The sequence below is a fragment of the Mesorhizobium sp. M2C.T.Ca.TU.002.02.1.1 genome (assembly GCF_003997225.1).
Genome location: NZ_RZTO01000062.1, coordinates 1 through 13,913 on the forward strand (window position 1 = coordinate 1; position 13,913 = coordinate 13,913).

Here is a 13,913-nt window from a genome sequence, read left to right on the forward strand (position 1 = left end):
GTTGAGCGCCCCAAGCAGCCCGCCCGCCACGCCGCCGCGGCCGCCGGACAGGCTCACCCCGCCCAGCACCAGGGCGGTCACCGCGGTCAGCGTCATGGTGGTGCCTTGCGTCGGATCTCCGGACGCGATCAGGGCGGTGTAGCAGATCGCGCCCAGGCCGACGAAGAGGCCGGCGATGACGTGGGCGCCGACCCGCACCACATTGATGCGCACGCCGCTCGTATAGGCCGCGCGCTCATCGTAACCCATCAGGCGCAGGTTCGCGTAGAACGAGGTCATGGTGAACAGCAGCCAGGCGGCGATGGCCAACAGCACGATCAACAGGATCGGCGAGAAGATCGTATTGCCGATGCCCCATGACGCCATCCATTCAGGCGCGGTGCCGCCAGGCCTGGGCAGGATGACGAGGTTGATGCCGGTCAGCGCCAGGAAGCCGCTGAGCGCGACGATGATCGGCTGGACGCGCACGAAGATGATGACGAGGGCAAAGAAGAGTTGATAGAGGACGCCTATTCCAAGGGCGACCAGCAAGACGCCGAAGGGACCGGTCACGATGCCGAGGCCGTTGAGCTTGACGATCGTGACGTTGATGAAGGCGAGCAGCGGACCAACCGCAAGGTCGACCGTGCCGCGTCCCGCCACGGCGAGCGCCATCAGCGAGAATGTCGCCAGGATCAGGGGCGCCGACACTATGATGGCGCTGCCGAACCCCGACAAGGAGACGAGGTTCGGCCCCCTGATGACCGCGGTGCTCAAGAGCAGCGCGATCAGCAGGATCGGGACCAACAGGTAGGTGTTTTGGGAACCCCTGGACTGCGACATCAACTTTGGTCTTCCGTTGCCAGCGCGACCTAGAACTCGATGACTTTCCGGCCTTCACCCGGTCGCTCGCTGCGACCCACGGACCTGCTGTCGGATACGCCGCGCCCCGACAAGGCATTGCCGCCCTGGCCGCGGCGTTCAGGATCCGCGCTGAGGATTTTCTTCAGCACGGGGGTGACGACTTCCTTGAACTTGACCGGATCCTCCGACGTCGGGAAATGACCGCCGCCGAAGATGATGCATTCCGAATTCTTGACCTTCTCGGCCGTGCGCTGGGTCATCTCCGGCGTGCAGGCGAAATCGTACTCGCCGGTCAGGAAGTAGATCGGCACCTTGCCGGAAATCTTCTGGCACTGATCGCGGAAATCCGAATCGACGCTGTAGAAATACAGGTCGCCCTTGAAAATGCCGGGGCCGCCCTGCGCATAGTACCACCAGGTCTCCCAGCGGTAATCGTCCGGCGACTGCGGCGCCATGAGGCCGAACACCGAGGTAGCGACCACTTCGCCGCCATGGATGTGGGGATGATGCAGCGGATCGATCCACCAGCCCGGTGAGTAGTCGCAGGCTTCGAGAGCGATGAAGGCGGAGAATTCGTTCTCGTAGCGCAGCGCCAACGCCAGGCAGATGTTGCCACCCATCGACTGGCCCATGAGGACGGGCTTGCGCAGGTCGAGCGCGCGGCAGAACGCCACGATGAACTCGCAGTAGAACTTGGTCGTGAGCTTGTATTCGTCCTCCATCAGGTGGAAGTCCGCCGGCGGGATCGATTTGCCGTGCCAGGGCATGTCGAACGCGATGACGCGGAAATTGCTGCTGATGTCGGGGTCGCACAGCTGATGCCGGTACTGGCGGCCGTCGGTGCCGGCGGTGTGCAGGCAGACCATCGGAATGCCCTCGCCGTGTTCCTCGTAATAGGTGCGGTACGTCTTGCCTTCGCACTGGACATAAACGTAACGCCCGACGATGGGATCATGTGTATTCATGACAACTCTCCTGCGCTGCCGTTAAACTTGTCGCATCAGCGAGAGCATACGCGTCAGCGCCCGCAGATTCTGCCAGAAGGGGAGCGAATTGCCCTCGATGATCAGCTGCTTGTGCAGCGGATGCGCCATCGCCCAGATGTCGTTGAACATCGGCGGCGGGATTTCCTGGGCGAATTTTGACCAGGCGCTGCTCGGCGCCTTCAGCCAGAATTCCACGCCCATGTCGTTCGGCGTGAGGCCCTGGGCGATCTTCTGGATCTTGCCGCCCCGAACGTCCACCAGATATTCGGTGTCGTCGAAGCCGAGGACGAACTTGCTGGTAAAGAAGCGTCCGATCACCGGCAGGATGCGGTCATCGTTGACTTTCCTCGCCCATCGTTCGATCCACTCCAGATCAAAGCTGCTCCTGCTTCCATATCTACTCATATGATCCTCCTGATTGGGGAATTCCCGACCCGGTCCTAACCGGGCAATGACTTCCTTGCGGGCCCGTAGACCGCCACGAAAGACGCTGCATCGATGGCCACCGGCATGACCGCGGCCGCGAATGCTCCAAGATCGGCGTCGGCGGGCAACTCGACCTTGTCCACCTTGAGAGCATAGAGGGTGAAGAAGTACCGGTGCGCCCGGTCCGGCGGCCACGGGCCGCCGTAGCCCCTGCCGAACCCCGGGATCTTGAACGTCACGAAATCGCTGTTGAACTCGCTCGCCCCCCGTGGCAAGCGCGAGCTGCCGCTGGCGCCTTCGGGCAGCTCACGGATGTCGGCCGGGATGTCGGCCACCAGCCAATGCGCAAACGAGCGCGGGAAATTGAACGCTTCCGGCAGGTCGGGATCGGTGACGGCAAGCGCAAAGCTGCGCGTGCCTTCCGGCGGGCCTGACCAGAAAAGCGCGGGCGACAACCGGTTGTCCTCGGCGAAACGGGCGGGAATGACGCTCCCCGGCGCGATATCGGGACAACTCAGCACAAAAGACGGTGTTGCCGCCATATGGTTCACCTCCTTCTCGATGAGCCTGACAGGCCTCGGCACCGGCCTGCCCTGCTCGAGCCTCGGGTTGTGGCTCTCCGGAAGAGCCGCCTGGCTGGCTTCGCCATTCTCGTTGGCGGCCTCGCCAGGCAAACGCGCCGTCGCGCGCCGGCCGAACATCGCGTTGAGAATGGCGTGTCCCTCGAACGGCGGCTCGAAATCCGACGATATCGCGCCGTTGCGAAACACATGGACCCGCGTGCACAGGTTCAGGAATTCCTCCAGCTCGCTCGACAGGAAGACCACCGCGTTGCCGCGAGCGGCGAATTCCTTGAGATTGCGGTAGAGATCGAGCTTGGCGCCGACGTCGATGCCGCGCGCCGGATCGTTCAGGACCAGAACCACCGGCTTCTCGGCAAAGGACCGCGCGATCAGCACTTTCTGCTGGTTGCCGCCGGAGAGCGAGGTGATCAGGTTCTGCGAGCTCCCCATCTTGACGGCCAGCTTGCTGGATTCCCACTCAAACACCGGCGTCAGCTTGGTGCGGTTGATGAGGTTGAGCACTCCGCCGGAACGGTATTCGCGGTACACGGGCAGCAACAGGTTCTCGAAAATGCTCAGATTGGCGAAGATGCCTTCTTTCTTGCGGTCGCCGCTGACGTAGCTGATGTTGTTGCGCCGCGCCGACGCCAGATCCGTGACCTCGCTGGCCTTGCCTTCATTGACCACGACCAGCCGGCCGGCGACCGGAGCCTGGATGCCGGCGATGCATCTGACGAAATCCGCCTGCCCCTGCCCGTCCAACCCGGTGATGCCGACGACCTCGCCGGGATAGAGGGTGAAGTTGATCGGGGCGGCATCCGGCCAGATGCGAAAATCCGTCGCGCGCAGAACCGGCCGGTCGCCGAGCCGCTCCGGCAGGGGCTGATCGCGGCTTGTGCCGCTGCGCTCGGCGCCGGCGATCAGCTCGAGTATCCTGGCTTCGGTGATCTCTTCCTTGGCCAGCTTGCCGACGTCGACGCCGTCGCGCAAAACGGTTGCGCGGTCGGCGATGCGCACCAGTTCCGCGATGCGGTGGGTGACGATCAGGATGCTCGCCCCGCGCTGCTTCAGCTGCCGCATCTTGCGGAACAGCCTCTCGGTGGAATCGAAGTCGAGAGCCGCCGACGACTCGTCTAGGATAAGCACCTTGGGATCGGTGAGCAGGGCCCTGGCAATCGTCACCCACTGCTTGACGCTCAGGGGCAACTCGCCGACCAGCCCGGAGAGGTCGATGTCGAAGCCGAGAAGCTCACGCATCAGCGCGGCGGCCTTCGCCTCTTTTTCCTCCCGGTTCATGGATGAGCCGAGAAGGCCGTCCGCACCGAGATACAGATTGTCCAGAACCGAACACTCGTCGGCGACGAGAACCTCCTGGAAGACATTGGAGATGCCGAGCTGGCGTGCCTCATGCGGCGAGGTCGCGGACTTTCCGAGGATCGAAACCTGGCCGCTGTCCGGGATCAGCACGCCGGATATCACCTTCGCCAGCGTGCTCTTGCCCGAGCCGTTGCCGCCGATGATCGCATGAACCTCCCCCGCGTAGGCCGTCAGGTTACAGCCGCCAAGCGCCACGGTTGGCCCGAAGGTCTTCCTGACCGAAGAGAGTTCAACCGTGGGGTACGACATTCATGGGCCCAGTTCGCCGGCGGAGGTCGCCTAGACTTGTATGGAATAAACGGCCGGCCACCCCGTCGAGGTCGACGGGGTGGCCGGACCTGTTGCGGTCAGTTCGGCTTGAAGGCCTCCGGATCGGCCGGGCGCAGGAAGAACTGGTCGAGATAGTCCTTGCTTGCCCAGTTCTGCGCACCGACATTGTACCAACCGTCGGAGTCTTCGCTGCAATCGGCCGGAACAGCCTTCTCGAGCTGATCATAGGTCATGGTTTGCGGCTTGGTCAGGATAGACTGGACCTTCGGGCCCTGGCCCTCAAGCGTGCGCATCATGACGTTCCAGCCGAGCTCGAAATCGTCGCCCGGAGGCCAGGCGTGGATCGCTTGGCTGATGAAATCCTTGTTGTTGCGCCAGTAGCACAGAGCGCCGATTTCGCCGCCGATCGAGAACGGAACCATGTCGCGGCCGCTCTGCTGCAGCGCGCGCAAGGCACCGAGCTCGGATGCGGACTGGATGATGATGCCATTGAGATCGCCTGGATTGGTGGCCAGCCACTTTTGGATTTCGGACTGGGCGACCTGGTCCGTCCACATGCCGGCGACCTGGCCCACGACCTTGATGTCGGGATATTTCGCCAGCGCCTTCAGGATGCCGACATTCTGCGAGTCCGAAGCCGACGCGCCGGGAATGCCTTCGACGATCAGGACATTGCCCTTGCCGTTGATCTGCTTGGCCATCCACTCGCCGAGCATGCTGCCGCCCACGACGAAATTCGCCGAGGTGTTCACGGCATAGGGCGAGGTGAGATAGCCGACGGCGGAAAACACCGGGACGTCGCGCTGATGGGCGTATTCGACGGTCTGGTTCAGCGAGGTCGGGTTGGAGCAGCAGACGATGATCGCGTCGACGCCCTGGTCCACAAGCTGCCGCATCTGCTGGATCTGCGTGGAATCGTTCAGGTTCGACTGCGTGATGATGACGTCCTTGACCAGGCCGAGCTTCTTCCATTTCGGAATGATCTCTTCCTGCAGCCGCTTCATGACGTCGGCGCGCCACGTGTTGCCGGCATAGGAGCTGGCGTAACCGATCGTCCATGGCGGACCCTTCTTCGGCTTCCAGTCGCGGTAGGCACTTTCCGCGATCGGCTGCATCGGATCGATCATGTCCTTGTTGTAGAGTTCATCCTGGATGTTCTTGGGCAATTCATCCACACCACCGGCAAAAGCGGGGGTGACGCTGGCGATCGTTGCGACAACGGCAAGCGATCGCAACATGGTTGCGAATGTCGTCAATTTTTCCTCCCTTGGCGCCGGGCGTTGGACCGTCGGCACGTTGAGTTCACTGGAACTCACGGGGGACTATCGGGCAATCAGGACTTTGGAGGTAATACATTTTTGGAATGCATGATATACGCGCTTGCTATGGGGACCGGTCACGCTCCACCCGCAACAGTCGAGCCCCGGCAAACCGATCTTGCGCTCCCGCCAGGAGCGATAGCGCCATGGCGGACTGGCCGCCGTCTGGCCACGCGGCAGGTTATGGTGTTCTCGGCCGTAAACTCAGCCTTCGGCGGCTTCGTCCGTTCTATCCGGCATCGGCGGCATGATCGGGAGCGGGCTGGCGTGGCTCCCAGACCCCCAGCTTGCGCAGGATGCGCACCTCATCGCGGATCAGCGTCGTCAGCGCGCGTATGACCGTGGTGGTCGGCCGCTGGCTGGATGTCGCCAGAAGCAGCTCCCGCTCGATCGGCGGGTTGCGGATGCGCCAGTAGTTGATCCTGCCTTCCGCGACGAGGTTGTGGCAGCTCGAATAGGACAGGATGGTGTAGCCTATCCCCGCTTCGACAAGCCGCAAGGTCGAAGGCATGGCGTCGACCTCGACTTCGATGTTGGGCTCGATGCCGGCGGATCCGAGGATGTGATCCAGCACCACGCGCAGCCCATGCGGCCTCGCCGGCAGGATCATCGGCAGCCTGGACATCACGTCGGCATCGACCGGGCCTGGCCCGAGATTGTGCGGGTCGTTTTTGGCGCCGAGCAGGAACAGCTCGTCGCGCAGAATGGGTTCGGCCAGGAGATTGTTCATCCTCGGCGCATTGTAGAGGACCGCGACGTCGATCTTGCCCATCACCAGCCATTCGAGCAGATGGCCGCTGAAGCCTTCGATCACCCTCAGGCTCACCTGCGGGAACTGGGCGCGGAAATTTTGCACCAGGGGTGCCGTCAGCACGACGCCGACCGACGGCGGCATTCCGAGCACGATCGTGCCGCGCGGGTTGGAGCGCAGCGCCGCCAGTTCGGTCTCGGCGCGCGCGGCCTGCTCGAGCAGGGCCACGGCGTAGCTTTGCAGGATCTTGCCGGCTTCCGTCAGAACGATGCCGCGGCCATTGCGGTAGAGCAGCGCGACGCCGACCTTGTCCTCGAGCGACTTGATCTGCCGGCTGAGCACCGGCTGGCTGATGGAGAGCGCCACCGCCGCGCGCGAGAAACTGCCGAACTCGGCCACGGCGGTGAACAGCTGCAGTTGCTTCAGATCGAACATCAGTGGCGGCCTCTGGCTCGAATGCGGGGAACCGCATTGTCGAAGCACGCGGCAAACGCTTGAGTTTGGGGCACGGAGCGATGGTTGACAAGTGAGCCCCAACCGGCGCCCTGCAAAGCTGTTATGCGGCGAGCGAAGCTTATGCTGCGCTCCGGAATTGGCTTATTTGCTAGCCCATGGCCGTCTGAACGAGCACGGCCTTCCCGGAGTAAAAACTTTGCAGACTCGAACGCTTGGGTTCGTTGGGCTCGGCCGTATGGGCGCGCCCATGGTAAGACGGCTTGCGGAAGCGGGCCACCACGTCATTGTCCATGACCGCAGGCCGGATGCCGCCGCGGACCTGCCGGGCAATTCGATAAGTGTGGCCGCCACGGCCGCCGCCGTCGCGGACGAGGCCGAGGTTGTGTTCTGCAGCCTGCCGACGCCGCCCATCGTCAAGGAAGTGGTGCTTGGCGCCGACGGCCTGACGTCCGGTGCAAAGGCCAAGGTGGTGATCGACCTGTCGACGACCGGGCCTAGCATGGCCAAGACCATCGCGGCGGAGCTGGCCGGCCGCGGCATCGCCTGGGTCGACGCGCCGGTTTCGGGCGGCATCGCCGGAGCCCGCAACGGCTCGCTCGCGGTGATGGTTTCGTGCAAGAAGTCGGTGTTCGACGAGATCGAGCCGGTGCTGGCCAATTTCGGCAAGCGGTTCTACTGTGGCGAAAACGCCGGCACCGCCCAGGTCGCCAAGCTCGGCAACAACATGATCGCGGCGGCTGTCATCCTGCTCTCCGCCGAGGCGCTTGCCATGGGCGTGAAGTCCGGCCTGGACCCGCGCGTCATGTGCGACATCATCAATGCATCGAGCGGCCGCAACAGCGCCACCCAGGACAAGTTCCCCCGCGCGGTGCTGCCGGGAACCTTCGATTTCGGCTTCGCCACCGCCCTTTCCTACAAGGACGTCCGCATGTGCGTCGACGAGGCGGAGAATCTCGGCGTGCCGATGGTCGCGGGCTCGCTGGTAAGACAGATGCTCGCCGCCACGAATGCCCGTTTCGGGCCGGACTCGGACTTCACCTCGATGGTGCGCATCGTCGAAGAATGGGCGGGAATAGAAATCCGCGCCTAGAGCGGTTCAGCGCTTCACGGAATCGCCTAACCGCTCCAAGTCTTTGTTTTTACGCAATTCCGGACGGAAAGCCGCTCCACACTTTTCCTGGAATTGCTTTAAAAGAGCAGGAACCGCGGAGGACCCGGATGGCAAGCTTCACGAAGCAATTGGCCGACACGCTGGCCGACCTGCCGTTGGAAGTGTTCAGTCCGGCCGCCACCGCCAAGGCAAAGCTTTGCCTGCTCGATTTCCTCGGCTGCGCCTTCGAGGCTTCCGCGCTTGATCCGAGCCAGCAGGCGCTGGCCGCGGTGACGCCGGCGCGCGGCGGCCACATTGTCGGCGAAACCCGGCAGGCCACACCGGCGGACGCCGCCTTCGTCAACGCGGTCAAGGGGCATGGACTGGTCCGCGAGGACATGCATGCCGGATCGGTATGCCATCACGGCGTCGTCGTCTGGCCGCTTCTGCTGGCGCTGGCCGAGACGAAGGCGGTCTCGGGGGCTGATCTGCTGCGGTCGGCAATCGTCGCCTACGAGGTCGGCGGGCGACTCGGCCGGATGCTGATCGACCGGGAACTTTCGACGCTGTTCAGGCCGACGGGCCTGGTGGCCCCGATCGGCGCGGGATGCGGCGCCGCGCGACTCATCGGCCTCGACAAGCAACAGACCGCGGCCGCGATCGCCTTTGCCGCCAACACGTCCTCCGGCCTGAACCAGTGGCCGCAGAGCGGCGGATCGGACATGTTCTTCCATCCCGGCTTCGCCGCGCGCAACGCATGGATGGCCGTCCAGCTTGCGGCCGCCGGCGCCTATGGAAGCCCGGACGTGCTGGAGGGAAAATCCGGCTACTTCGCCGCCTTCGCGCGCCGTCCGATGCCGGGATCCGTGCAGCTTTTTCCGGACGGCGAGGCCGATATCCTGGCCGTCTATCACAAGGCGGCACCGGCCTGTAATTTCGCCCAGACGGCCTGCCAGACGGCGCTGAAGCTCGTCGAGATGATCGGCCCCGGCGCGGCACCGGTCGAACGGATCAGCATCCGCGTCCCCGCCGCCGCGGCGGCCTATCCGGGTTGCGACAACACCGGGCCTTTCGAGCGTTCGCTGCAAGCCAAGATGAGCATTCCCTACGGCGTTGCGGCAGTGTTCGCCAGCGGCCGCCTGTCGGAAGACAATTACAGGGACCTGCGGGACAAGGAGACGCTGCGGCTGATCGATGCCTGCGACCTCTCGGCGAGCGAGGAACTGACCGCGCAGTTTCCGGCCAGGCAGGGCGCCAGCATCGATGTCGTCCTCGGCGACGGGCGGCAGCTGTCGATGGGCCTTCAGGACGTCATACCGGCCACCGAAGCCGAAATCCGCGAGCGCTTCAGGTCGGCAGCCGTGCCGATCGTGGGCGGCGAGGCGGCCAAGTCGATCGAGGACTTCGTCGACAGGCTGGACTCCAAGAAGGATGCCGGCCGGCTGATGCCGCTCTGCGCGACCAAGGAAAAGGCGAAGCAGCGAAAAGCGGCTTGAACGCCAAGGTCCGTGGGGGGTCTGAATGACGGTTCGGCGCAAGACAGCCTTCGTTACCGGCGCCGCGAGCGGCATCGGCCGCGCCATTGCGACAAGCCTCCGGGCCGAGGACGTTCGCATCGTGCTTGCCGACCGGCAGGCCGAGGCGCTCCAGGCGTTGGCGAGCCAGCTGGGCGGCGAGGTCTTTGCGCTTCCGCTGGACCTGACCGACGCTTCAGCCGTCGACGCCTGCCTGGAAAACGTGCCGGCGGAATTCCGCGACATCGACATACTGGTCAACAATGCCGGCCACGACATCGGCGGCCGCATCCGCTTCGACCAGGGATCGGCGGACGACTGGTCGGCGATCATCGAGACCAATCTGATCGGCCTGATGCGCGTGACGCGCGCGATCCTGCCGGGCATGATCGCGCGCGGCCGCGGCGACATCGTCAACATGAGCTCGATCAGCGCGCTGCGGATCGTGCCCGAGCAGGCGCCCTACTCGGCCAGCAAGGCTGGCGTGCACATGCTGAGCGACATCATCCGCGGCGAGCTCGCGGAGACCCCGCTGCGCGTCATCGAGATCATGCCCGGCCTGACGCGCACCAACATCGTCGCGACCCGCCACCGCGGCGACGAGGAAGCGGCACGGCAGTATTTCGAACGCTTCGGCATGGCGCTCGAGCCCGAGGACGTTGCGCGCTGCGTGATGTTCGCGCTGAGCCAGCCGCCGCATGTCCAGATCGCGCAGATGTTCGTGCTGCCGACGAACAGATGGTAGGTCGCGACCGACGCCGGCCGGCTCAGTGCACGGCCGCGTACATGATGCGGCTTTCGGTGGCCTCGGCGATGTCCATCTCCTCGACGACGCGTCCTTGGCGCGCAACCAGGATGCGGTCCGACAGAGCGAGAATCTCGGGCAAATAGGACGAGATCACCACCACCGCCATGCCGCTGTCGGCAAGCTCGTTGATGAAGTTGTGTATCTCGACGATGGTGCCGACATCCACGCCGCGCGTCGGCTCGTCGAGGACGACCAGCTTCGGCTTCTGGATCAGCGCCTTGGACAAAACCACCTTCTGCTGGTTGCCGCCCGACAGCTCGATGACGCGCGCATCGGCATCGATCGCCTTGACGCCCAGCCGCTTGGTCCAGGCCGTGGCAAGCTCGCGCGCGTTGCGCGGCGTGACCACGGTCAGCGGGTTGGCGCCGGTCGCCAGCGCCCCGAGCTGGACGTTGCTGGCAATGGTCATCGTCTCGAAGAAGCCTTCGATCTTGCGGTCCTCGGTGACGTAGACGATGCCGTCGCGCACCGCAGGGCGCGGCGTACGATAGCGGACCGGCCGGTCCTCGAAGCGCACGGTGCCGCCGTGGAAATAATCGCGTTTCAAGACGCCGGCGACGATTTTCATCGTCTCCGTTCGCCCTGCCCCGACCAGGCCGAACATGCCTGTCACCTGACCCGCGAACACAGAGAACGAGGTGTTGCGGACCGTGTTGCCCATCGAGAGATTCTCGACGCTCAGGATCTTCTTGCCCATCGGCCGCGCCTTGCGCTTGTCGCCGGCGTAAAGCTCGCCGGACAGGCTTCGCCCGACCATCGCCTGCACGATGCGGTCGCGGTCGAAATTGCGCGTGTCGTCGGTGACGACGACCTTGGCGTCGCGCATCACGGTGATGCGATCCGACAGATAAAGCGCTTCCTCCAGCGCGTGGCTGATAAAGATGATGGCGATGCCCTGCTCCTTCAGCCGGCGCGCCAGGTTGAAGAAGTGGAATTTTTCTTCCGGGGTCAGCGTCGCGGTCGGCTCGTCGAAGATGATGAGCCGGGCATGGTGGTGCACGGCGCGCGCGATCTCGACCATCTGCTTCTTGCCGGCGCCGAGGGTCGAAACCTGCGAGGTGGGATCGACGTAGAAATTCAACGACAACAGGTAGCGCTGCGCCTGGATGTTGAGGCCGCGCAGGCGGTTGAAGAGCTTTTCGTCGCCGAGATAGATGTTCTGCGCCACCGACATCGCCGGAACCAGATTGGTCTCCTGGAAGACCATGGCGACGCCATGCGCGAGCGCATCGGAAGGCGAGTTGAAAACTGTCGGCTTGCCGTCTAGGACCATCTCGCCAGAGGAAGGCTGATAGACGCCGGCCAGCACTTTCATCAGCGTCGACTTGCCGGCGCCGTTTTCGCCAAGAATGGCATGGATCTCGCCCGGTCGGACGTCGAGATTGACGTCCGAAATCGCGAGCACGCCACGAAAATCCTTGGACACCTCGCGCAACTGAACCAGTGAATTCATGCCGCCGTCTCGTCGTCGATTGCCACGATCTTGCCCGAGCCCCTGGCGCCGGCGATCAGCCTGCCGCCCGCCTCGCAGAGCGACGTCACGCCATGGACATCGCCGTCGGCGCGGCTCTGGTAGCTGCGCAGCATGGCCATGCGATCGTCGCATCGCACCACCAGGCCGGTCGACCATGTGGGCGACCACGGCTTGAGCATATTGAGTTTCTTGCGGGCGCCACCCTGGATCGGTTCGAGAAAACTCTTTCCGGTCACCAGCGCCGGCGCGATCCAGTAGGCCGGCTCGATCGTGTCGACCATGCGGCGCCGGTATTCGTCCTCCTTGAGCACGAACTCGACCAGCGGATTGCGCGGCGCGAACATCGCCAGCCAGAAGCCGCCCGAGGCCGACGGCGTCATGCGGCCGGGATAGGCAGGCAGAGCCGCGAGCGTGACCCGGGGTTGTGAGGCGCCTGCCAGCGCAAGGACGCGATGCCGCCACGCTTCGGTGACGAAGATGTCCTTGCCGGACAGCGCGAGGCCCGCCGCGAATTCCAACCCGCCCACGAGACGTTCGGCGCGGCCGCTGCCGGTGTCGATCCGCCACACCGAGCCGCTCGCCGACTTCGTCATCAGGTCGCGCTTCCACTCGCTCGCGGCGTGGCGGTCCGATCCGACGGCAACGAACAATGTCGTCGGATCAGCGAAGACCATGGCGGTCACGCAGGACGGGTTGAGGCCTTCGATGGTCAGCGGCCGCGAAGCGGCGCCTGGGCTTTCCAGGAGAATTCCGCGCCCCTCGACCGCGATCGCCAGGCTTTCGCCCAAGGCGGCGATAGCGGTCACCGGTCCGTCCATCGAACGACGCGCGCTCAGCTCGAATTGCGAGGCGTCGCCGGCGGTCGACAGCGTCAGCAGATCGTTGCCGGAAGAGCAGAGCATGCCGTCATGCGCGGCCGTGAGGTTGTCGACGCCGTCGAGCTGCATCAGCACCGGCATCGCGTCCAGCTTCGCGTTCGGCCGCAAGGGCCCGTCCATCGGCGGCACGGTGCTGCCGGTGAGATCGAAGCCGCGAAAATTGGCCCAAGCTTTATAGATGGCGGCGATCATGAGCGGGCGCCCCAATAGGCGTCCTGCGCGCACCAGTTCGGGTCGGCATCGGGCAAGCGGTAGCGCCCGATGCGGTTGTTGGAGACGCCGCCGAGATAAAGCCATCCGCGATGCTCGCGCATCGAGGTGATCATGGGATGGTTGAGGCCACCCAGGTCCCAGAGATTGTCGAGGATCTCGCCCTTCTCGTTGAACTTCACCACGCAGCCGGTGTTGATGTTGGGATAGAGCCACTGGTCCGGCGCGACGCGACGGGCCATGCGCTTGCGAAAGCCGGGCATGCGCAGCGCCAGATCGAGCGCGGGCCCGCGCATGCCGAGCAGCGCCAGCCAGTAATTGCCGTCGGAAGAGCGGTTGATGTTGTCCGGATAACCCGGAAGGTTGGAGATCACCTTCTCGGTTCTGCCTTTCTTCGGGCCGTCGAAATAATAGCGGCTGATCGAGCAGGTCCAGCTCTCGGCGAACATGAAGGATTGGCCGTCGGGGCACATGGCGACGCCATTGGCGAACACCAGCTTCGGGATTTCCGTGTGCGTTTTGCCGGTGCGCGGATCGTAGCAGATGATGCGGCCGCTGGCGCGACTCTCCAGCGCATCGGTCGCCCAGTCCTCCTGCTCGTAGCGGATGGTCGCCTCGCTGAAATAGATGCGGCCGTCCGGCGCGACGTCGACGTCGTCGGCGAGGCGAAGGCGCGAATCGTCCACCACGGAGAACCAGCTGCGGTTCGTCTCGTCGGTCAGCTTGGTGACGGTCTTGTCGGGCGCCACCTGGAAAAGCCCCATGCCGCCGATGCAGACGAGCAGATTGCCTACCTTGTCGAAGGCCATGCCGAGCGGATGGCCGCCGATATGCGCAAACACTTCCGAGCGCTTATGATCGGGGCCGAAGAAACGCACGATGTCGCCATGGCGCGTGCCGCAATAGAGATTGTCGTCGCGATCGAGGATGACATCCTCCGGCCCTTCG

At 64.3% G+C, this 13,913-nt stretch carries 12 protein-coding genes; 3 read left to right on the forward strand and 9 right to left on the reverse strand.

All coding sequences use genetic code 11. The features are described 5' to 3' along the window. The 6 genes from EOD07_RS05505 to EOD07_RS05530 form a co-directional block, all read right to left on the reverse strand. A partial coding sequence (locus tag EOD07_RS05505) for an ABC transporter permease (RefSeq protein WP_164772075.1) occupies nucleotides 1-822 on the reverse strand: 822 nt, incomplete at its 3' end. Nucleotides 823-851: 29 nt separating this feature from the next. After that, a complete protein-coding gene (locus EOD07_RS05510; protein WP_127234273.1) occupies nucleotides 852-1,808 on the reverse strand; it encodes an alpha/beta hydrolase in 957 nt (318 codons plus the stop codon). Between the two features lie 21 nt (nucleotides 1,809-1,829). Then, complete coding sequence (locus EOD07_RS05515; protein ID WP_073988889.1) at nucleotides 1,830-2,234, reverse strand: hypothetical protein; 405 nt, start codon at nucleotides 2,232-2,234, stop codon at nucleotides 1,830-1,832. 35 nt (nucleotides 2,235-2,269) lie between these two features. After that, the gene (locus EOD07_RS05520) at nucleotides 2,270-4,444 is read right to left on the reverse strand and encodes a YbhB/YbcL family Raf kinase inhibitor-like protein (RefSeq protein ID WP_127234274.1); all 2,175 of its coding nucleotides are present in this window, start codon (nucleotides 4,442-4,444) and stop codon (nucleotides 2,270-2,272) included. A 98-nt stretch (nucleotides 4,445-4,542) separates the two neighbouring features. Beyond that, nucleotides 4,543-5,703: an ABC transporter substrate-binding protein gene (locus EOD07_RS05525; RefSeq protein WP_164772077.1), complete on the reverse strand. Its 1,161-nt coding sequence runs from the start codon at nucleotides 5,701-5,703 to the stop codon at nucleotides 4,543-4,545. Between the two features lie 310 nt (nucleotides 5,704-6,013). Next, complete coding sequence (locus EOD07_RS05530; protein ID WP_127234276.1) at nucleotides 6,014-6,970, reverse strand: LysR substrate-binding domain-containing protein; 957 nt, start codon at nucleotides 6,968-6,970, stop codon at nucleotides 6,014-6,016. Nucleotides 6,971-7,187: 217 nt separating this feature from the next. On the opposite strand from EOD07_RS05530, the gene EOD07_RS05535 reads away from it, so the two are divergent. The 3 genes from EOD07_RS05535 (at nucleotide 7,188) to EOD07_RS05545 (ending at nucleotide 10,340) form a co-directional block, all read left to right on the forward strand. Next, on the forward strand, nucleotides 7,188-8,081 hold the full coding sequence (locus tag EOD07_RS05535; RefSeq protein ID WP_041001835.1) for an NAD(P)-dependent oxidoreductase: 894 nt from the start codon (nucleotides 7,188-7,190) through the stop codon (nucleotides 8,079-8,081). A gap of 128 nt (nucleotides 8,082-8,209) precedes the next feature. Next, a complete protein-coding gene (locus EOD07_RS05540) occupies nucleotides 8,210-9,577 on the forward strand; it encodes an MmgE/PrpD family protein (protein ID WP_127234277.1) in 1,368 nt (455 codons plus the stop codon). A gap of 25 nt (nucleotides 9,578-9,602) precedes the next feature. After that, nucleotides 9,603-10,340, forward strand: coding sequence for an SDR family oxidoreductase (locus EOD07_RS05545; protein ID WP_127234278.1), 738 nt, complete (start codon nucleotides 9,603-9,605; stop codon nucleotides 10,338-10,340). Nucleotides 10,341-10,362: 22 nt separating this feature from the next. On the opposite strand, the gene EOD07_RS05550 is transcribed toward EOD07_RS05545, so the two are convergent. From EOD07_RS05550 to EOD07_RS05560, 3 genes are all read right to left on the reverse strand, one after another. Next, nucleotides 10,363-11,856: a sugar ABC transporter ATP-binding protein gene (locus EOD07_RS05550; protein WP_127234279.1), complete on the reverse strand. Its 1,494-nt coding sequence runs from the start codon at nucleotides 11,854-11,856 to the stop codon at nucleotides 10,363-10,365. Next, a complete protein-coding gene (locus EOD07_RS05555) occupies nucleotides 11,853-12,947 on the reverse strand; it encodes a hypothetical protein (RefSeq protein WP_127234280.1) in 1,095 nt (364 codons plus the stop codon). The genes EOD07_RS05550 and EOD07_RS05555 overlap by 4 nt, the downstream gene beginning before the upstream one ends. Beyond that, on the reverse strand, nucleotides 12,944-13,913 hold a 970-nt coding region (locus EOD07_RS05560), incomplete at its 5' end, for an SMP-30/gluconolactonase/LRE family protein (RefSeq protein ID WP_164772076.1). The genes EOD07_RS05560 and EOD07_RS05555, both read right to left, overlap by 4 nt.